Source organism: Psychrobacillus lasiicapitis (assembly GCF_006861795.1).
GTDB lineage: Bacteria > Bacillota > Bacilli > Bacillales_A > Planococcaceae > Psychrobacillus > Psychrobacillus lasiicapitis.
The window spans coordinates 63,843-84,642 of the sequence record NZ_VDGH01000007.1; the positions used below are offsets into that span (position 1 = coordinate 63,843).

The following is a 20,800-nucleotide window of genomic DNA, read 5'->3' on the forward strand; positions in this document are numbered from 1 at the left end:
CAAATGTTCGATAAGAAAGAAAAATTATAGCTTTTCTTTTAATATAGTGATGATTTCTTCAAATTGCTGTTGGTTATCTGCAATAATATGGTCAAGTTCCTGCAAAATTTTTTCTTGAGAAGGCTTATTGCTATCGTCCACCATTGCTACATCCTTACGATTAGTTTGGTTCATCACCAGATAAGTAATGAGCATATTCAATGTATTGTTTTCTAAAAAGAGAAAACTATTGTTGCTTCTCTTTTTTTCTTCTTTTAGCTCGTCCAGTTGCTCCTTCATCAATCGACGCATTAGATTTTTTAGAAGTATTTCCTGTTCATTTCCAGTTAGGTCACTCATTTTCATCCCCCTGTTTAAAAATAGTTCCATTCAAGCTAATGGGATTAACTGCAGCTATCCCTTCTGCTATTTGGTCACTATATGTAAACCCCATCACACTGCCTCCATAAGATTTTTCGGCTGACCATGTAATCTGGAAATTGGAGAACGAAAGGACTTCATTAGGCTCGATGGATGATTTACCTAAAGGTTTCAGCCAAAACTCCTCTTTATTTGTTTTTTCATTTATGCGTTGCCATCCTCCTGGACCCTTTAATGACTGTTTAAAATCTTCATAAACGTACTTCCCTGAGAATGAAAAAGGGGATTCTTTTGAAATTTTGATACATAAATAAGGATTTGTTATCGGTTTATTCCCTATATTCATAACATGGTAAGACCCAAGGCAGAGGCTTTCCTCTGAAGGACTATGTGAAATATCCAATGAATAAGTAAAATAGCTTATGATATTCGGTTTGCTAGGGCTATCAAGCTCACCTACTAATTTTTTTATTTCATCTAAGTATGTTCTCGTTTGATGTTGTAGCTTTTTCATTTTTACTTCTACATCATTCGTATCGTAATTCAATACTTCGCACCCCCTTATCAAAAAAAATGAAGAGAGAAATATCCTCTCTTCATAATATGTTTGATTCTTATCCATTATCACCATCGCCCACATTAAGGAAAAATAACAGGGCATTGTAGAGGACGAATAGGGGCAGGGCATTCAGTTGCTAATTCTTCTCTTGGTTCACAGAACTCAGCTAAGAATTCAACAGTTACAGGGAAAGTAGATTGGATGCTTTGGCAAGTTACGATGGAGAGAGTTAACCCCGCGATATTGATTGAACCAGCAGGAATACCTGGTGTAGCTGTAGTTCCTACTGTTAGTACTCCAGGTGTACAAATGAAGCAGTCTAGATCTGTGTACGTAATTTCAACATCCGTACCTTCAGGAGCACACATAGTTACTACTTCACAACGAGAAATTAGAAGACTTGCATTTGTACCGCCTACAACTGAAGGTGCACTAGTCAACACCGTTCCATCTGCTAAAGTGATACAAAGTCTGATCACAAAGTTCTTACGGATATTGAGTTGTTGTAGCGTAACTGGTGTTCCATCAATAACAAATGGACGATCCTCACGATCTACGATAATTACAGGGTTAACCGGATCGGGAGTCACTTCACATGTAACTACCGCACCAGTAAGGGTAGTTGGAGCAGTTCCTGTAGGTACTCCAGCTGTTGGTGTAAATACGATATTTCCTGTTGGCAATACAAAATCAAACGATCTTTCTTTTACAATCCAGTCATAGACCTTATCAACATTTATACATATAAGTTCTTGACCACCACTTAAATTTTTTGCTTGCATATTTGCGAAAACCTCCATTATTTTTTTGCTTACACAAGTATCATATGGAGTTAGTGCTCAAGCGTATAGGTAAAGTGCTTATTAGAGCATTAATTAAATTGACTGTTTAAATGATTATTTGGTAAATGTATTTACATCTGAATCTTGGTGATTTACTTCTATACACTTCTTACTATGGAAGCAAAGTTTCAGGAAGTATTAGGGCAGATTTGCCAGAGCGAATTGCTTAAGCCTAGCCGTTAAAATTTGTCACCCTAAGTAAACGTCATTAATAGTATAGTCATATATCACAAAGGGGTGAAAGTAATGGAAGATTCTAAGCTATATTCCACTCAAGACATCGAAAACCTGAAACAGAAAATTGCTATTTATAGAGACACTTTAAATTCCTTGAAAGCTGGTAATCCAGTGGAGGTTAAAGATGAAAGAGAAAACATTAAAAAAGAAGAATATGGGGAACGAGTGAAAAACATTTCAGTTCAGATAGAATCTATAAATCAAACTGTAGATGTGTTGAGTCAGGATATTTCCGTAATTATGGATTTATTAAAATCAGAGGAAGTGAACGACCTTATTGAAAGTATTAATACCCTAGTTGATTTACATGATTCAATAAATATAGCCAATGAAAACGATGAGAAAGAGTCTGAAATGACAATCAATCATACAGAAACAATAGCTTCTCCGATTCCAACACCGACTCTGCCGCTTTCTTACAAACAACTAAGAAATTTTTTCCATAATGCAAACGATGTTCAAGAAATTTCGGCCAATCCCGAACCTATAGTAAACACAAGTATGGTAAACAAATCCATCGGAAGAAGAGGTTTCCCGTCCGTAGGGGGTAATTCTTCCAAGAAAAGTCACGGTCAGTCTAGAAGTTTTCATACGAAACCTACGAACACATTAAATAGAGTCGTATTGAAACAAGCGATACCACTAAAAGGAAATATAAGTCCTTCTATTTCCTTCACAACGTACGATACTCAGCCGGAAGAAAATACAACTGATATGAAATCATTTGATATAGTACAAAAAGAAGCAGTGATTGAAGAGCTAGAAAATAAATCTGAACTAATAGTTGAAGAGAAAATCGAGCAGGTAATAGAAGTTACAGCTGAAACGGAAGCGGAAGATAAAGTTGATATGATAGTAGAGGATGAAACTGAGCTAGTGGAAGAAGATGCAGTTGTCATAGTAGTAGAGGACAAAGTTGATATGGTGACAGAAGATAAGACTGAACTAATAGTAAAGGATGAAACAGAGACGATATTGGAGAATACAATTGAGCCGATAAATGAAGCAGTAGAAGAATCCACAGTAAAAGAACAGCCAGAAAGCAAAACAAAAAATAGAGATATTTTTGCATTTTTAAACTTTTTTCAGAAGAAAGGTTAAAGTGGAAATGAACCAAGTGCGCATTACAGAATTTCTTTTAAAAGAAGTGATAGACCATGCACGTGCTCATCTTCCATATGAATCATGTGGACTACTTGCTGGTACTAATGGAAAAGTAAATTCATTTTGGATATTAGAAAATGAACTAAAATCGGATAGACGTTTTTTTGTCTCAGAGACGGCAGTGTCAAAAACGCTTGCGCAAATTGCAGAACGGAAAGAAAATGTAATAGCTATTTATCATTCACATCCAATTACTTCACCCATACCTTCTAGTCATGATATTATAAACCATCCTGATCCTGAAGTAAAAATGCTAATTGTTTCATTTAAGTCAGAACCTCCGGAAGCAAAGTGCTACCACATTTTATCCCCAACATATTATGAATGCCTTTTTTTAATAGAGACATAATATTTGCCCTACCTTTATTTGCTAGTTTTAATATACTACACCATAGCGATGGAGGTGAATAAATTGAAAAAAAACAAGGCGAGTATTCAATATATAAAGAAATCCTCTACGAACGCAACCCAAAGCCCTACTATAGTAAACACTACAACAGATGGAAAAAAAGTAATTAAAAACACTAAGCGTGGAGGGTGTTGCGGAAGATAGTTTTTGCATCCTCTATACATTAAATTGCAAAAGGCATCCTTTCCTCAAAAAATTGAGGAAAGGATGCCTTTTATGAGAAATTATTTACTTTCAAAAATAGCTTCAATTTCATCTAACATTAAATTAGCAGCTAAAACTCCACCTGCTGTATTCCATACAGCATCACTAACTTCGTGAACATTTCCGCTCTTTACTGCACTTAGATTTTTCCAAAGAGGATCATTTGTCCATTCTTTTGCTGTGTCCAGAGCAGCTTGGTCACCTTGTGGTGCATATGTGAAGTAGAATAGAACATCTCCGTCCATTTTAGGAATTACTTCTTTTCCTACTTCGATTGCAAGGTTGCCTAGTTTGGTATCTGTTTCGAATAGCTCAGCTTGTGGTGCAGTACGTTGAAATCCTAATTTATCGAAAATAACTCCCGAGAAGGAATCCGTATAGTAAATACGTGATTTTCCTGCCATGAAACGAACAACCGATATTTCTTGATTGACATTATCGCCCAGGCTTTGTTTTACTTTTTCTACGTGTGCATCAAATTGACTTAATACTTCATTTCCTTGTTCTTCAAGGTTCAAAGCTTTTGCGTATAATGTGAAGTTATCTTCCCAGTCGCCTCTTAATGTCTCTGAAAAAACGGTTGGAGCAATAGCGTTTAATTGATCATAGATAGCTTCTTGGCGTATCTTTGTACCAATGATTAAATCTGGTTTTAGTGCTGCAATTTTTTCTAAATTTACTTCTGATTCCGTGCCTACCACTTCTACATCTTTCATTTTATCTGAAATATGGTCATACCAAGGATCACCCAACCACGATTGAACAGCACCTACAGGTGTTACTCCTAATGCAAGTAGTGCTTCCGTTCCCTCGTTTGAAAGGATTACTACCCGTTCAGGTGTTTTATCGATTGTAGTTGACCCCATTGCGTGTTCAATTGTATAGCTCGAGTCTTCCGTTTTATTTCCTGTATCTTGTTCTTTGTCTGCCTTTTCGTCCTTATTTCCACATGCAGCTAATAACAAGATGCTCATGATGGAAATAAGGGTGAATATGAATTTAAAAGATTTCATCTTATGGTTCCCCCTATGTATATTGCCAATGATAATCATTTTCATTACAATTTTTATAATAAAACCATCCTATGAACATGTCAATATGTAATTGAAAATGATTTTCAGAATCATTGACAGTGTATTTAACATCGAATAGACTAAAGTGTGTAAAATTCTTTACTAATAAGTTGTTGGAAGGGTTTTTGTAATGTTGTTAAAAAATAATGGACAAAGGTTAATTGGACTTTTTATTGCCATTTTTATATTACTACTATTGATGTGTGCAAGTATTGTTTACGGATATACGGACACAACGTGGAGAATGGTCTTGGACGCTTTTCAAAATAATAACGGTTCAAACGAACATATAATAATAGAAACTGTAAGATTGCCAAGGTCATTAATTGCGGCAGCCGTTGGAGGAAGTTTAGCTATTTCTGGAGTTCTTATGCAAACTTTAACTAAAAACCCACTTGCATCACCTGGAATTTTTGGTGTAAATGCAGGAGCGGGGTTCGCGGTAGTCTTAGCTGTCACATTATTCTCTGTAGGGAATCTTCAGGCATTTACGTGGATATCCTTTTTAGGGGCAACTGTCGCTGTGATCGCTGTATATACAATTAGTTCTACGGGTAGAGAAGGGTTAACACCAATGAAATTAACATTGGCTGGTGCAGCAATTTCGGCTATGTTTGCTTCTTTTACCCAAGGCTTTCTAGTTATTAATGAGGCTGCCTTCGAGCAAGTTTTGTTTTGGCTAGCGGGGTCTGTAGAAGGAAGGAAAATGGAGATTTTAACTAATGTCTTACCTTATTTGATAATTGGTTGGTTAGGATCGCTTATCATCTCTTCCAAGATGAACGTTTTTTCTATGGGGGAAGATGTGGCAAAAGGTTTAGGTTTGAATACAGGATTTTTAAAGATAATGGTTGCTATCATTGTCGTCCTGCTAGCAGGAGGATCTGTAGCAATTGCAGGTCCGATCGGTTTTATTGGCATTGTTATTCCACACGTAACAAGATCTATCGTTGGAATAGATCACCGTTGGCTCATACCTTTTGCTGGTATTTTAGGAGCCATTCTTTTGCTTGTAGCAGATATAATGGCGAGATATATCATCATGCCACAAGAAGTTCCTGTTGGTGTAATGACTGCTATTATCGGAACTCCATTCTTTATCTACATTGCAAGAAAGGGGTTTAATGCACGATGAGTCAATATAAAAATTTTAGACCGATGAAAGGAAAAGTATCCTTTCTCTTAGATAAAAAAGCAACGATTGTCTTAATAGTTTTGATAATAATAGCAGGGGCTATTTTCGTTTTAAGTACAGGAATGGGTGATATGAAATTAAGCCCGTTAGCTGTTCTAAAGGTGTTTTTCGGTGGAGGAACAGAAATGGAGACACTTGTTGTTCAGTCGTTTCGTTTACCAAGGATTATCGTTGCGTTAATAGTAGGGATGGCTCTAGCGGTTGCGGGAGGGATACTTCAAGGGATCATTCGTAACCCCTTAGCGTCACCCGATGTTCTAGGGCTTACAGGTGGAGCTTCCGTTGCAGTAGTAAGCTTTTTAGCATTTTTTAGTGACCAGAACAATGCTTTGACAGTGAGCATAAAATGGATGCCTTTAGCTGCATTTGCTGGGGCAACCATTATTGCCATGCTCGTTTATTTCCTAGCATGGAAAAATGGAGTATCACCTATAAGGATTGTTTTAATAGGTATCGGTATTTCTGCTCTTATGCAAGCTTTAACGACTTTAATGATGATCATGGGTCCTATATATAGAGCGAGTCAGGCTAATATTTGGATTACAGGTACCGTATACGGTTCAAGTTGGGGCAATGTAGCAATATTAGTGCCATGGACTATAATTTTTATTGTAATTGCCTTTTTTATGGTAAAGAATATAAACATTTTAGAACTTGGAGATGATATTGCGACTGGTGTAGGGGGGCATATTCAGCGTCATCGTTTTTTATTGTTACTGATTAGTACAGCACTTGTCGGAGGATCTGTTGCATTTGCAGGTGGTATTGGATTTGTCGGTTTAATGGCCCCTCATATGGCAAGAAGATTAGTTGGTTCTTCGTTTGGAGCATTATTACCAGTATCTGCTTTCATTGGTGCTATATTAGTTATGCTAGCGGATCTAATCGGTAGAACAATGTTCTCTCCATTAGAAATTCCAGCGGGCGTGTTTACTGCGGGAATAGGAGCACCGTATTTTATTTATTTACTGTTTAAAACGCGTAGCGCATAGATGATTCATATAGAAAATTTCGGGAAAAGGAGTGACGAAAATGAAGACAGCGATTGAGACAAAAAACTTAACCCTTTCGTATGGGGATAGCATTATTATTAATGAATTAGATCTTCAAATTCCTAAAGGTGAAATTACTGTTTTTATTGGTGGCAATGGTTGCGGAAAGTCGACAATTCTTCGTTCTATTGCTCGATTATTAAAACCAAAAAATGGAGCGGTTTTGTTAGAAGGAAATGCAATTTCCAAAATGTCTACAAAGGATGTTGCAAAACAAATGTCTATTCTTCCGCAATCTCCTATTGCTCCAGAGGGACTTACCGTTCTCCAACTAGTAAAGCAGGGGAGATACCCTTATCAAACGTGGTTAAAGCAATGGACCGAGAAAGACGAGGAAGAAGTAACAAAGGCTTTGAAAGCTACTGCGATTGAAGATTTAAAGGATCGTCCGGTAGATTCGCTATCTGGAGGGCAACGCCAGAGGGCTTGGATTGCGATGACTTTAGCGCAAGATACAGATGTTATTCTTTTGGATGAGCCTACAACTTATTTAGATATGACACACCAAATTGAAATACTAGATTTGCTATACGAATTAAATGAAAAAGAGCAAAGGACTATTGTAATGGTGTTGCATGATTTAAACTTAGCATGCCGCTATGCGGATAATATTGTTGCGATAAAAGATCGTAAGATATACGCACAAGGAAAACCAGAGCATATTGTAAGTTGTCCTTTAGTAAAGGATGTATTTGGTATGGACTGTCAGATTACAATGGACCCACTATTTGGAACTCCTTTATGTATTCCTTTTGGAAAAGGTAGATGTATTCTAAAGGAAGTAGTGTTGTAATTGGATTCTAAATTAGATAAGCTCCGAAAGCTGCGTCTTACAACTGAAAGAATACATTCTTCTCTTTCTGTAGAAATTAGTGAAATTCTAGAGGAACAATCTATAAGTAACTACTTAGACATTCTTAGTACTCACATTGGAGCTTCTAATACTAAAGTTGCGGCATCTTTATTTGTGAAACGCTATTCATTCTTAACGGTTATATATTTGTATGCAATGACAGCATGGAACGAAAAGCTAAACGTTTCTTATAAAAATATATCGTTAGAAACAGATGATCATGATAAACTTTGGTTGCCAAATTTCCACTTTCATAATTTGGAATCGGAAACATTACATGTTGATAGGAATGAGTGGCGATCGTATTGTATAGAAGCTCTATTTAAGGAGCATATATCTCCTATACTCAATCTCCTTTCACAAACAACGAAAGTGTCAAAACTAATTCTATGGGAAAATATAGCGGTTTACATATACTGGCTGTATGGAACAGTTTTAACGGAAGAAGAACCAATAGAGATAGTCAATCGGTCAAAGGAAGATTTTCAATTTATCATGAATAAAGCTCCGGGCCATTTATTTGGAGATTATGATATAAATCCCTTAAATAGATATTGTCATGAAGGGCAAGGAATTGAAGTCAGAAGAAGTACTTGTTGCTATTCACATCTAACAAATAGCAAGAAGTATTGTAAAACTTGTCCTCATCAGTGCAAATGAAAAGTTTATAATAATAAATTACCCAAGAGGAAACCTCCTTTAGAATTTACTATCTAAAGGGGGTTCTATTTGTGTTATGGTTAAAGAAAAAGGAGAACTAAACATGTACAAATATACATATACACAACCAATTTCCCTTGAAACAACACCAATTACACCTGTATATAATGAAGAAAGTATCCTGGCCTACAAATTTCAAAGGCATTACTCGAGTGGGATAAAAAAGTATATAGACAAGCTAATGGATTATCGATATTTTTTACAATATGATGTATATGACCTAGAGAATCAACTAGTATTTACATGCAAGAAGGTCTCGAGAAAAGGCAGCATTTACTTTGAAGCTTACGACTATTTAACAAAAGAAAAATATATGGTGGCTTACGATAAATGGAAAGAACTGATTCCAGATTTAATCATCACAAAAGGCAATTTACAAATCCATATCCAGAAGGAAATGGAAGGCTGGTCACGATTTATATGTGATGGCAAAGAAATCGCAAAATGGAAAGCAGATATGGATGGAGAATTTTTAATCCAGTTAGAAATAGCAGAAGATTCACCCATTCAACATCCGGCATTTTTTATCGGTATTAGCCAATGCGTATTGTTTATTGGGGGATGACAATACAATAGGGGGAAGAAGAACCAACAATGAGACATTTAGATAAAGAAATACTAATACCAATAGTGGCAGTCCTTATTTTCATGTTTTATGCATCGTATATTACAATCCAATCACCACTTGTTGGTTTTGGTGTTAAAAACGAGAAAGGCAATTGGATAGTTGACGATATACATGAGGACGGTTGGGCATATAACCAAAATATAGAGCCGGGGGATATATTATTAGAGCTAGATGGTGATTGCCCGGAACATAATGACCAAGTTATAAAAGAACAGTTAATTAGAGCAGCAGAAAATTTTACTTTAATAGGTAAAAACGGGGTAGAGAAAACCTTCTCTGTTTCTTACGTGTCTGAAACAAAGCAGCTTTTCTCGCATTTACTCTTTCCACTTCTCTATTTATTATTAACTATATACGTTGCACTCTATATATACCGTAAACAAAAGAAAGAACTATCTGCGCTTGTTTTAATCCAATTTTTACTCTGCATTGCCTTGGCATATGGAAGCGCGGGAGCTTCGAGTCGAGGAGATATAGTGGGACGAGTAGTTAACGGAGTAACGCTTGTAGGCTGTCTAGTTTTTTATATCCAGTTTCTTAAGATTTTCTTAGAAAGGTTTCAAATTACGTTTATCAGTGAATCTAGTCTACGAAAACTATTTTGCCTTCCATTATTTATCTTTATAGCAAACTTAGTTACTTTGTTCGTTCCGATATGGAAGGATACTCGGACGATGTTGGAATTGGGGATATTTAGCTTACTGCTCATTCTTATTATCGCTTTATTTATCAAAAATTACTCTCAGTATAGGGATAAGCCGGGGAGTCAAGCTGTGAAGCTACTTGTATTCCTATTTGTTCTAGCTTTTGTTCCATTTACGTTTTTATATGCAATTCCGGCAGTAATTATTTCAGAACCTATTATGAATGCTGAAATAGCAGTTATGTTTTTATTATTCATTCCTATCAGCTTCATCTATTTACAATTAACAGAGAGGCTGTTTGACATCGACTACATTTTAAGTCGGTTTAAATATTATACTGTACTTGCATTTCCATTTTCGGCTCTTATTTGTGGAATAATTAGTTTGTTTTTAATAGAAAATGTATCCTTGGAAAAAGTTTGCTTGGTATTTGCGATGCTATTTGTCAGTAACATTCTTTTCTTGTACATAAAAGAAAGAATGGATTACAGAAATAGAAAGTATATGTTCTCGGTTAGAGGTAACTTACAAACGAATATGTACACTTTTTTTCAAAAAACAAAAGATGAAAACAAAGTACAAATCGTTATCGATCGAATATTAAAAGAGATGGAAAACACGTTGAATGTAAAAAGCGCAAATTTTATAGAAATGCACCAGGAAGAATCCTCCAAGGCTTGGAAAGTTCATACTAAATCATCAGAAACTTTAATGGATTTATCAAAATTAGAAGCAGTGGATTGGGAATATGAATCGATTGGCAATATCCTCACCTTTTCAAGAGGTTTTGCCGTAGTTGTTGGTAGTGACATTCATGTTAAGAAACTTATTTTATGTGATGAGAAAAAAACAGGCGTGAAATTGAAAAATGATGAGAAGATTTGGATTGAAATGATGGCTTACTTTGCAAATGTAGTTGTGGAAAATATGAAGCTTATAGAAGGATTAGTGGAACAAATCGACGAACTAAAATTGCAAGAAACAAATGAGTACCCAAAATGGTTATCGAGATTATTATTTGCACTTTCAGAAAAAGAGAGAGCAAACCTATCCAATGATTTGCATGATTCTATATTACAGGAACAATTGCAGCTGTTAAGAGAGATGGATAGTATTCAGAAGATAGTTGATGATCAACCGATTAAAGATAAATTGAACGAGATGAAAGAACAGATGTTAGATAATGTGCACCTCATTAGGGAAACGTGTATGGAACTCCGTCCTCCATTACTAAGTGAACAAGGGTTAAAGGTATCTTTACATAGGTTGATCCGCCAAACCAAATTGCGTTGTAACTTTCTTCTTTATGTATCCATAGGTGATAACATTCAACCTAGTAAAGAGGAAGAGCTGATATTCTATCGTATATTCCAAGAATTACTTACAAATGCAATGAAACACTCTAACGCAACAGAAGTAAGAATTGACTTTTATCAAGTCGATCGGTCGATCATACTTCAGTATGAAGACGATGGGGTAGGGATTGATCTGACAAATGAAGGATTTTCTTTTAGCTCCATGGGTCTCGTAGGGATAAAAGAACGAATTAGAAGTATCGATGGAAATATTGAAATAAGATCATCTAAAGGTCAAGGAATGAAAATCAGAATTGAGATTGAAACGGAGGCGAAGTGAAGTGATTGAAGTGTTAATTGTAGATGATCATCCTTCTGTAAGCGAAGGAACAAAGGTTATTATAAACCAACAAAAGGATATGAATGTTACTGTATTGACCAACAGTCTAGAAGTAATGGGACATCTGGAGCAAACGACTTACCATGTGTATTTAATCGATTTATATATGCCGGAACTGAATGGATTAGAACTGATGAAAATGATCAGAGAAAAAGAGCCAGAGTCGATTATTCTCATTTATACCGGATTCGACATGGAGACTCACTACAATTTGTTGATGGAAGCGAAAGTTTCCGGTTTTTTAAGCAAAACAGCAACGGGGGATCAAATTATTACAGCCATTAGATGTGCATTAAGAGAAGAGGTGGTTGTTCCATTATGCTTACTTCGTCAGCTTAAAAGAGTCGAGGTTCCTGTGAGTGTACAGGATAAAGAAGCACCTTTAGTGAATATTCGTTTAACAGAAAAAGAACAAGCAATTTTAAGGGAAATAGAAAAAGGTTATACGAATAAAATTATAGCTAGAAACTTAATTATGAGTCAGCGGACAGTTGAGCACCAATTAACGAAAATTTTCTCCAAGCTAGGTGTGGAATCAAGAATGGAAGCTGTGCAAAAAGCACAGGAGCACCAGCTATTATCGGTGGATTAAATCTTAAAAGCCAATCAAGGAGGAAGGGGGACACGTTATGAACGGAGCAGCAATGTTCAAGATGACGTTATCAATGGCAATATTTGGTTCGATTGGTTTTTTTACAGGTAAAACTGGTATACCGGCAGTAGAATTGGTTTTTGTGCGATGTATTTGCGCTACGCTTTTTCTGGGCTTCTGTTGGTTCATCACAGGACAACACAAAGTGGAGGTTTGGAACAAACGTGAAGTAATACAAACGCTTATTTGCGGTGTTTTTTTAGTATTAAACTGGGTATTTTTATTTAAAGCATTTGAGGAGATGTCCATTACGGTAGCTATCTCTATTTATAATTTGGCTCCCATATTTGTTTTGATATTAGGGAGTTTGTTTCTGAAAGAAAAATTGACATTCACATCTTTATTAGCAATTATCGTTTGTTTCCTTGGAAGTATATTTATTATTGGTATTCAAAATTTCACTTCCTTAACAGATTTCATGGGCTCAGGCTTTGTGTGGGCTTTGTTGTCAGCGCTGTGCTATGCGTTGACGATGTTGCTTGGAAAGGGAATTAATGGTTTAAGTGCGTATGCTATGACCTTTGTACAAACAATAATAGGGATTTTGATATTACTTCCAATCGTAAGTTTTGATGTGTTTCGTGATTTAAGTGGATCCAATTGGCTTTACATATTAGGAACTGGCTTGATACATACGGGATTTGTTTATTACTTATTTTTTGATAGTCTTCGCAAACTATCAACTGTGGTTATATCCGCTTTAGTTTTTGTTGATCCAGTTGTAGCTATTTTACTTGATACACTTATTTTAAATTTCCGTCCTTCGATTTTACAGACGATCGGTATACTACTTATTTTTGGAGGCATTATTTACACTTTGATCAAACCAGGGACAAATCCAAAAATGGAAGTTTGAAAACAGGGCTGAAAAGGAATAATGGTTATACAACGATAAATAGGAGGAAAACCCATGGCAAAACTAACGCTCAAGGAACAAGTATTACTTGCCTATTATATTTATAATTTTTTAGAAGACACGGAACAAGCGATGAGGGAATTGGAGAATATCTTACAGGATAGCCTACAAGAAAATCACGTTAAATCGGTAGAAGAGCTGCAAAGGGAAGGCTTGGTAGATAGTTCAAAAGAGGATGGCAAAGAGCGTATTACGAATGAAGGTGTGTTATATATAAATAATATCCTACACATTCAATCCGAATCGACCGATGGAAACAAACTGGCGCATGTGAAAGATAGCCTTCTGACATATGAAATAGCTTTTACTGAGGAAACGCTGAAAGAATATATCTATAAGAACGTGGGAATAACGGATGAAAATAACTAAATAGGACCTCTTAACGTTTGATTAGAAGGCCTAGTCAAACGTTTTTTGTTATAGAAAATAGTAATCTATTACATTTAAATATTTTCGCCTAAACGACGTAGGGTATGTCAATTTATTAAGCGCAGTATAGGGAAACTGCGCGGGAGTGAGTGAGTTGATTAAAGTATCCGCTGGGATTTCCGCTACAGGGTGGACGCTTTCCGCGGGCACGGCTTCAATCTCCTCGGAGCTCTCGCTCCTGTGGGGCTTTCAGCTCGTACTGTTCCCGCCGGAGTCGTCACCCCTTCGCTACAATCCAATAGAGTTTGCTATTTACTCCATAATGAGAAACTAAAGTTAGTCCTATGTTGCATTTTCTATGGGTGAAAACCTTTGATTAGTGGAAAAAGATATACTATCTAGCGATTGTTATCAATTATAGGGAGCTGCCATTGCTTGAATGGCTAATAGCAACCTTTCCTATAATTTATACTGTACATAAAATGATTCTAAAAAGAAACTGCTTGCCGGTTGTAAATAAATTAAATAGCTTTTTGCATTTAATTATGGATTAGTTAGCAAAGATCTATTGATTGAAGCGTAAGGCGGCGACACCTGCGGGATCAGCGGGACAGGTGAGACCCCGCAGGAGCGTGCGACGAGGAGGCTCACCTCCCGCCCCGCGGTAAGCGTCCGCCTGGAGCGGAAATCAAGTGCCTTTGCCGTATCTCTTTACGACGCAGTTTCCCTAAAGCTGTAGTTTGCGATGTTTAGGTATCCAGTAAAAGAAATGTCACCTCTAACTTTTCATTTTTTAACGGGAAACGCTTTCAAATTCTTAACTAGCTTCATAAGTTCGGGTATGATAAGATACTTCTTATGAAAAAATCAATAGTTAAAGAAGGAATGTAAATGGCAGTTCAAAAGAAGAAGGATTTAGGGGAAAAGTTGAGTCTATTTCATTTAACTTGGCCCATTTTTTTAGAAGTATTTTTATTTATGTTAATGGGAATTGCCGATACGTTTATGCTAAGTAGCCTATCAGATGATGCGGTGTCTGGGGTAGGGGCGGCGAATCAGTATATTCATATTGCCATTTTAATATTAGAAGTAGTAGGAAACGGTGCAGCAATCGTTGTTTCTCAATATTTAGGCTCCAAGCGATTTCTTGAAGCTTCTAAAATTTCTGGTTTGGCGGTTACGTTGAATTTAGGAGTTGGAATTGTATTAAGTATAGGATTTATACTGTTTTCTAAAAGTATGATGACGGCAATGAACTTGCAAGGAGACGTTCTCGTTCACGCGCATCAATATTTGTCCATTGTCGGAGGTGCCATTTTCCTTCAGGCAGTGATTAATGCATTAGCGGCAGTTATTCGAGTACATGGTTATACGAAACAGACGATGCTAGTGTCTTTAGGGATGAATATTATTCATGTGGTAGGGAACTATTTGTTGATCTTTGGGAAATTCGGTTTTCCAGAGTTAGGAGTACAAGGGGCAGCTATTTCTTCTGTACTAAGTAGAGTGGTTGCATTACTTGTTTTCTTCTGGTTGTTGTATCAAGTAATGGAATACCGTGTGAAAGTACGTTATTATTTCACAATATCCAAAGAGTATATTCGTAAAATCTTACAAATTGGCTTACCTTCTGCTTTTGAACAGATATTGTATCAAGGATGCCAAATTGTATTCCTTTATTATGTAACGTATTTAGGAGCAGAATCGTTAGCTGCAAGACAATATGCGGTGAATATATCGATGTTCACTTATTTATTTGCAATAGCAATCGGAATGGGGACGGCAATTATTGTCGGAAGACTAGTTGGCGCAAGTGAGAAAGATGAGGCGTATAAGTCGGTATGGAAAAGTGTGAAATGGGCTTTATTATTCACGCTTGTAATGGTCGCGATTGTTATGATATTCCGAATTCCACTACTAAGCTTGTTTACGAATAACGAACAAGTTATACAAATCGGTGCATCTGTATTAATCCTAAGTATTTTGCTAGAGACTGGTCGTACAATGAACATTGTAATTATTAACTCATTACGAGCAGCTGGAGACGCTAAATTTCCAGTAGCGATGGGTGCACTATCTATGGTCATGATGAGTTTGCCATTAGGATACTTTTTAGTGTTTGTATTGGATTTGGGCTTGCCAGGAATTTGGCTAGCAATAACAGCGGATGAATGGACAAGAGCCATCATTATGTATTTTAGATGGAAGGGTAGAAGATGGGAGAAGTTTGCTCTCGTAAAACCGATGGAAGAAAAAGAAAGACCAAGTGAAAGCTAAGCATAAGCTTTCCTTGGTCTTTTTGTTCAATTATTCACTAAAGTAGCACAGGTTTCCAAGTTTAATGTTTTCAACTGCTCCACTGCTTTTTTTAGTGTTTCAACATCTTGTACAAGTGCAAGTCGTACGAAGCCAGCACCTTCGGATCCAAATACTGTACCCGGGACAGTGACGACACCAGTTTGACGAATGACTTCAAAGGCAAATTCTTTATCATCCATATCATAAGGATATTTAGCCCAAACGAACATACCACCATTAGAAGGTGCTACGGTCCAACCTAAATCCATTATGCCTTGCATTAACACTTTGTGGCGTTCTGCAAATAATTGACGTAGACGATCTGTGATTTCCTCTGCGTTATTTAATGCCGTAATTCCTGCTTCTTGGATGGGGCTGAAAATACCAAAGTCCAGATTAGATTTCAATTGCTTCATAATACTGATCATTTCCGCATTCCCTACGAGATAAGCAATACGAGTACCAGCTAAGCTAAAGCTTTTAGATAATGAATTAATCTCCATTCCGACTTCCATTGCACCAGGGGTAGTCAAAAAACTGCTTGGTGTATCACCCGAAAAATAAAATTCAGAATAAGCGGCATCATGCAAGATAATTACATTGTACTTATTTGCAAAAGCGACTACTTTTTCAAAGAAAGCATGATTAGGCATTGCTGGAACAGGATTCCCTGGAAGATTTAATATCATCAACTTCGCCTTGTATGCGACTTCCTCAGGGATTGCAGCTAAATCTGGTAAATAGCCGTTCTCTTCCGTTAGATTCATATAGTAGGGAACTGCACCTGCAAGCTTAATACCAGCATCATATGCAACATATCCAGGGTTTGTTGTGAGCACAATGTCTCCTTCGTTGCAAAATGCAATCGGAAGATGAACAAGTCCTTCTTGGGACCCCATCGTTTGTAAAATCTCAGTTTGTGGATTTAAAGTAACGTTTACTCGTCGTTTATAATAATTCGCTACTGCTTCATTAAAACGTTTTGTACCAGTAAGCATGTAGCCATATGAATGTTCAGAGAAACTTTGTTCAGATAGAACTTTTCTTATTTTTTCATCCGGAGGTAAGTCCGGACTACCTAAACTTAAATCGTACACTTCATAACCAGCTGCTTGTTTTGCCGCGGCGGCTGCTTTTAAATCACCGAAAATAGCAGGTTCAAATATGGACATTTTTCTAGATGGTTCGATATTCAATTAAAAGCACTCCTCGCGTAAGAAAATAATTTTATCATTCATTTTATCACAAGTTTCAGCAGTATTGTGAAAAAGTTGAATGTAAATACTACCTATTGCGACTATTATGTTAATATAATTTGAAATCAATAGACAAAATTTATAGACGTAAGGGAAGAAAATTTGAAATGGCTGAACGAAGTATATAGGAAGAAATCAGTTTATCTTCCAATATTAAAAGAGCTACTAGCACTCTCAAAAGAGAGAACTAGTAGCTTTTTAGTTGTTGGCTAATTCTATGAAAAGATGTTTATCGTTTATCCCGCATTAACGGGCAGTAAGACTCACACTTCAAGATGTAAGAAAAGCGAAAAGATAAGTGGGAGATCAACTGCCCGTAAAAGCCCGATGAAATGATCCCAGACTAAGTACGCAACATCGTGTTGCTCCTGCGCAAAGCTCGTCGCAAAATAAAAGAGCGTTTGCAACGTCTGTGTGACCACATCGTGTGAGACACAACTAACAATCAGTGGGGGATGACGGGGACTAAAAGCGCGACGTCCATGTCGCAACGTCCCCACTAGCACGTCCTGTGCGTCGAAAAACCCCACTGATTGAAGTTTCACTTTATTAGACTAAAGATCCACCATTTTTTAAATATTTTTCAATACCTTCTGCAGCACGGTATGCAAGTGCTCCAACCGTTCCTGTAGGGTTCATTCCTGAATTATGAGGAAAAGCATTGGCACCAGGTACAAATACATTTTCGCAATCCCACATTTGAAGATAGTTATTTAAAGCACTTGTTTCAGGGTCCGCGCCCATAATAACTCCACCAGTATTATGAGTAGTTTGATATTTTGTCGTATCCCAATCACCTTGATCTCCAGGTGTGGTAATCATATCTGCTCCCATTTCTTCAAGAATCTTCGTAGTTATTTCTCTTATATATTTTTGTTGATTTCGTTCATTATCTTTATAGTTAAATGTCATACGAATTAAAGGATCTCCAAATTGATCTTTGTATGTAGGGTCTAGATCAATATAGTTTTCTTTATTTGGCATAACGGAGCCTTGAGATCCTACTGATAAGCTTCGATTAGCCCAAAAGATAGACTCATCTTTAAATTCTTTACCCCAGCCTGGTGTTCCTTTAGGCACAGAATTGTTCGAAATAGGACGTTTTCCGTAATGACCAAGTGCAATATTACCACCATGAATAAAGTTTAGATCAGTGTGATCAAAGTTATCGCCGTTAAAATCGTCGAGAACTCCTGCAAGTGCACCTGTGCCGGCATATAAATTGAATTCTTTATCTTTAAAGAAACCAGTAGATGCTGCTGAAGTCATTTGGTAAGCATAGTTCTTTCCGATTACTCCTGTTCCCGTTTCCGGATCATATGGGCGGCCAAGTTTAGAGTTTAGCAAGATTCTTATGTTGTTAAGAACATAAGCAGATACAACCACAACGTCCGCTTCTTGGATATATTCCTCACCAGTACGTGTATCCACATATAAAACTCCAGTAGCTTTACCATTAGTGTGTAGGACTTTACGAACGACGCAGTGAGTTCTTACTTCAAAATTACCTGTTTCTTTTGCTACTGGTAGAACTGTTACTACCGGCGATGCTTTTGCCCCATACTCACAGCCAAAGCGCTCACAGAACCCACAATATTGACATGCTCCACGCGAAATCCCATCTGGATTTGTATAGCTTTCAGAAAGTGTAGCCGCTGGCGCAATATAAGGATGGTACCCTAAGTTTTTAGAGGCTTCTCTAAACATCTTCATAGAAGGTGTTTCTTTAAGAGGTGCTGTAGGATACTTAACTTCTGGAACTTCGGGATGTGGATTAGCTTCCCCCGAAATACCAGCCATTGTTTCGAATTTTTCGAAGTACGGTACTAATTCGTCATATGTGATTCCCCAATCTTGAAGGGGCATGTCTGCTGGTATTTTGTCTTTTCCATAACGTTCTACCGTTTTTGTGTAAATCTCAAAATCATAAGGGAAAAAGCGATAAGTTAAACCGTTCCAGTGTTCTCCGGAACCACCAACACCATCGCCGATTAAGAAAGAACCGTGCTGACGATAAGGCAATGCTCTTTTAGAGCGATCATGACGAAGTGTTAATGTTTCTTTTGAAAGATCTTGCATCATTTCGTTTCTTTGCTGATATCTAAGCTCATCGTGAACCATTAAATAGTCTTCTGTTTTTCTTTCTTTTCCGCGTTCTAAACCTACTACTTTATATCCTTTTCTAGTAAGTTCTGCAGCGATAATGCCACCTGTCCAGCCCACACCTGCCAAAACTATGTCTGTTTTCGGTAATTTTTTTGCCATGATTTATTTGCTTCCTCTCAATTAATGATTGTGTTGTGAATTTAAGCTCATTGGGTCCATTTTTACAAATTCATCTTTTTCGATGATGTTCGCATAACTCATTTGATGGCCAGGGAAGTTTTTCATTTTCCAGCCTTCCATGTTTTTATTGCCTCCGTAAAGAGGATCAGCATATACGCCTTCAATAGTTGCACTTTTTAATAATCTAAAAAAGAAGCCAGATGTTACCGCACCGTTTAAGGGTACTTCGTCTGCTTCAAATGCAGTTAAAATAGCAATCTGATCGTCTTCATTTAGTGCAGCAAAGTTATTGTCATAATTCTTTTGTGCTTCCGCATTCAATGCCTCGATTCCTAAATTGAAGATTTGCTGTCTATTTAAATGCGTTTGATGGCCAAACAAAGCAGTTGTTTCTGTCGGGAAGAAAGGTCCAGTCATATATTCTTTTGCATTTAATCCCCAGTTACCAGCTAGTTGGTGATCGATGAAATAAGCAACGAGTAATTCTTTGGCACCAGGACCTACATCTGTTTTCGGAAATATTTGTTCTGCTGCCGCTTCGATAGTATCGAATTGTACTTTGTCAAAATACATTAATGCCTGATTAAAGTTCACTGCAGTTGCTTCTGAGTGGACATGTGATTCGACCGTTTTAGTTTTTGTAGAATCCTTTCCTAATAGACTTCCAAGGGCACCACCTAGAACAACCCCGCCTACTGTCAAGCCCGAATTTTTGATAAACGTACGTCTAGAAGAGCGTTTATCTAAAATTGGAGTCTTTTTATCTTGTTCTGACATAATAAAACCTCCTAAATAAAATGAGTAAAAAATCTAACAATTTGTTTATCTAGTTAAATATAAACTTTCTAAAGTTCTAATTAATGAACAATTGAATGCCAGTTGTAAACGATTGAAAATACAACGGTAAAAACTAATAAAGAGGCAATAAAGTATGTATGTTTTTTTCCAGTCCAGCAAAAAACTATAATAGCCAGACCAATACCAGATCCTAATAGTGCAAACCAAGGAAAGGGATTGTTATAGAAAAAAAGACATAGTGCAAAATCGGCTACTATAAATAGTGCAAAAAATACTTGAGTCAGCATTTTCAATTCTTCTCTATTATATTGAGTCACATCAAATCTCCTTTCTTCCTGATAAATAATTGATTTTATTTTACGAAAAAGATATTTTAAGATAACGATACAAAACAACAGAACCTATTCTACTCCTCCTGTTCATAAAATGTCCATACTTTTTTGGAATTTACTAGAACCTTTTTACTATTCTACTTTTCTGAAAATACCTTATTAATGCTTATATTTCACACTTTAAAAGAAGGGGTTTAATGCTACGAGAATAGTAATTATTATTTTTACTTAATAGTGATCCGCCTTTTTTGGATGCGG

General features: G+C 36.7%; 20 protein-coding genes. 12 read left to right on the forward strand and 8 right to left on the reverse strand.

Annotated features, from left to right (window positions below; all coding sequences use genetic code 11):
* Window positions 1–24: 24 nt before the first annotated feature.
* From FG382_RS12630 to FG382_RS12640, 3 genes are all read right to left on the reverse strand, one after another.
* Window positions 25–339: a hypothetical protein gene (locus tag FG382_RS12630; protein WP_142539248.1), complete on the reverse strand. Its 315-nt coding sequence runs from the start codon at window positions 337–339 to the stop codon at window positions 25–27.
* Window positions 332–907: a hypothetical protein gene (locus FG382_RS12635; RefSeq protein WP_229677407.1), complete on the reverse strand. Its 576-nt coding sequence runs from the start codon at window positions 905–907 to the stop codon at window positions 332–334. The genes FG382_RS12630 and FG382_RS12635 overlap by 8 nt, the downstream gene beginning before the upstream one ends.
* Before the next feature lie 92 nt (window positions 908–999).
* Entirely contained in the window at window positions 1,000–1,701 is a 702-nt protein-coding gene (locus FG382_RS12640; RefSeq protein ID WP_142539249.1) for a BMQ_0737 family morphogenetic spore coat protein, read from the reverse strand.
* A gap of 306 nt (window positions 1,702–2,007) precedes the next feature.
* Here FG382_RS12640 and FG382_RS12645 point away from each other — a divergent pair, with 306 nt between their 5' ends.
* Both FG382_RS12645 and FG382_RS12650 read left to right on the forward strand, forming a co-directional pair.
* Window positions 2,008–3,099, forward strand: coding sequence for a hypothetical protein (locus tag FG382_RS12645; protein ID WP_142539250.1), 1,092 nt, complete (start codon window positions 2,008–2,010; stop codon window positions 3,097–3,099).
* Between the two features lie 7 nt (window positions 3,100–3,106).
* Window positions 3,107–3,511, forward strand: a complete 405-nt coding sequence (locus FG382_RS12650) for a M67 family metallopeptidase (RefSeq protein ID WP_211356393.1) — start codon at window positions 3,107–3,109, stop codon at window positions 3,509–3,511.
* Window positions 3,512–3,795: 284 nt separating this feature from the next.
* Here FG382_RS12650 and FG382_RS12655 read toward each other — a convergent pair whose 3' ends face one another.
* Window positions 3,796–4,788, reverse strand: coding sequence for an ABC transporter substrate-binding protein (locus FG382_RS12655; RefSeq protein WP_142539252.1), 993 nt, complete (start codon window positions 4,786–4,788; stop codon window positions 3,796–3,798).
* A 190-nt stretch (window positions 4,789–4,978) separates the two neighbouring features.
* Here FG382_RS12655 and FG382_RS12660 point away from each other — a divergent pair, with 190 nt between their 5' ends.
* The 10 genes from FG382_RS12660 to FG382_RS12705 all read left to right on the forward strand — a co-directional run bounded on the left by FG382_RS12660 (window position 4,979) and on the right by FG382_RS12705 (window position 15,849).
* On the forward strand, window positions 4,979–5,983 hold the full coding sequence (locus tag FG382_RS12660) for a FecCD family ABC transporter permease (RefSeq protein ID WP_142539253.1): 1,005 nt from the start codon (window positions 4,979–4,981) through the stop codon (window positions 5,981–5,983).
* Window positions 5,980–7,035: a FecCD family ABC transporter permease gene (locus tag FG382_RS12665; RefSeq protein WP_142539254.1), complete on the forward strand. Its 1,056-nt coding sequence runs from the start codon at window positions 5,980–5,982 to the stop codon at window positions 7,033–7,035. The genes FG382_RS12660 and FG382_RS12665 overlap by 4 nt, the downstream gene beginning before the upstream one ends.
* A gap of 40 nt (window positions 7,036–7,075) precedes the next feature.
* Entirely contained in the window at window positions 7,076–7,888 is an 813-nt protein-coding gene (locus FG382_RS12670) for an ABC transporter ATP-binding protein (protein ID WP_142539255.1), read from the forward strand.
* Complete coding sequence (locus tag FG382_RS12675; RefSeq protein WP_142539256.1) at window positions 7,889–8,608, forward strand: IucA/IucC family C-terminal-domain containing protein; 720 nt, start codon at window positions 7,889–7,891, stop codon at window positions 8,606–8,608.
* Between the two features lie 103 nt (window positions 8,609–8,711).
* Window positions 8,712–9,233 carry a tubby C-terminal domain-like protein gene (locus FG382_RS12680; RefSeq protein WP_142539257.1) on the forward strand — a complete coding sequence of 174 codons (522 nt, stop codon included), beginning with the start codon at window positions 8,712–8,714 and terminating at the stop codon, window positions 9,231–9,233.
* 29 nt (window positions 9,234–9,262) lie between these two features.
* A complete protein-coding gene (locus FG382_RS12685; protein WP_142539258.1) occupies window positions 9,263–11,575 on the forward strand; it encodes a sensor histidine kinase in 2,313 nt (770 codons plus the stop codon).
* A gap of 1 nt (window position 11,576) precedes the next feature.
* Window positions 11,577–12,227, forward strand: a complete 651-nt coding sequence (locus tag FG382_RS12690) for a response regulator transcription factor (RefSeq protein WP_142539259.1) — start codon at window positions 11,577–11,579, stop codon at window positions 12,225–12,227.
* Window positions 12,228–12,264: 37 nt separating this feature from the next.
* Window positions 12,265–13,143 (forward strand): DMT family transporter, encoded by an 879-nt coding sequence (locus FG382_RS12695; protein ID WP_142539260.1) that lies wholly within the window; start codon window positions 12,265–12,267, stop codon window positions 13,141–13,143.
* A gap of 54 nt (window positions 13,144–13,197) precedes the next feature.
* Window positions 13,198–13,572: a hypothetical protein gene (locus FG382_RS12700; RefSeq protein ID WP_142539261.1), complete on the forward strand. Its 375-nt coding sequence runs from the start codon at window positions 13,198–13,200 to the stop codon at window positions 13,570–13,572.
* A gap of 891 nt (window positions 13,573–14,463) precedes the next feature.
* Window positions 14,464–15,849 (forward strand): MATE family efflux transporter, encoded by a 1,386-nt coding sequence (locus FG382_RS12705; protein WP_142539262.1) that lies wholly within the window; start codon window positions 14,464–14,466, stop codon window positions 15,847–15,849.
* Between the two features lie 26 nt (window positions 15,850–15,875).
* Here FG382_RS12705 and FG382_RS12710 read toward each other — a convergent pair whose 3' ends face one another.
* From FG382_RS12710 to FG382_RS12730, 4 genes are all read right to left on the reverse strand, one after another.
* A complete protein-coding gene (locus FG382_RS12710; protein WP_142539263.1) occupies window positions 15,876–17,066 on the reverse strand; it encodes an aminotransferase class I/II-fold pyridoxal phosphate-dependent enzyme in 1,191 nt (396 codons plus the stop codon).
* 609 nt (window positions 17,067–17,675) lie between these two features.
* Window positions 17,676–19,391, reverse strand: a complete 1,716-nt coding sequence (locus FG382_RS12720) for a GMC family oxidoreductase (RefSeq protein WP_142539265.1) — start codon at window positions 19,389–19,391, stop codon at window positions 17,676–17,678.
* A 21-nt stretch (window positions 19,392–19,412) separates the two neighbouring features.
* Window positions 19,413–20,189 (reverse strand): gluconate 2-dehydrogenase subunit 3 family protein, encoded by a 777-nt coding sequence (locus FG382_RS12725; protein WP_142539266.1) that lies wholly within the window; start codon window positions 20,187–20,189, stop codon window positions 19,413–19,415.
* Window positions 20,190–20,269: 80 nt separating this feature from the next.
* Window positions 20,270–20,527 (reverse strand): hypothetical protein, encoded by a 258-nt coding sequence (locus FG382_RS12730; protein ID WP_142539267.1) that lies wholly within the window; start codon window positions 20,525–20,527, stop codon window positions 20,270–20,272.
* Window positions 20,528–20,800 lie beyond the last annotated feature (273 nt).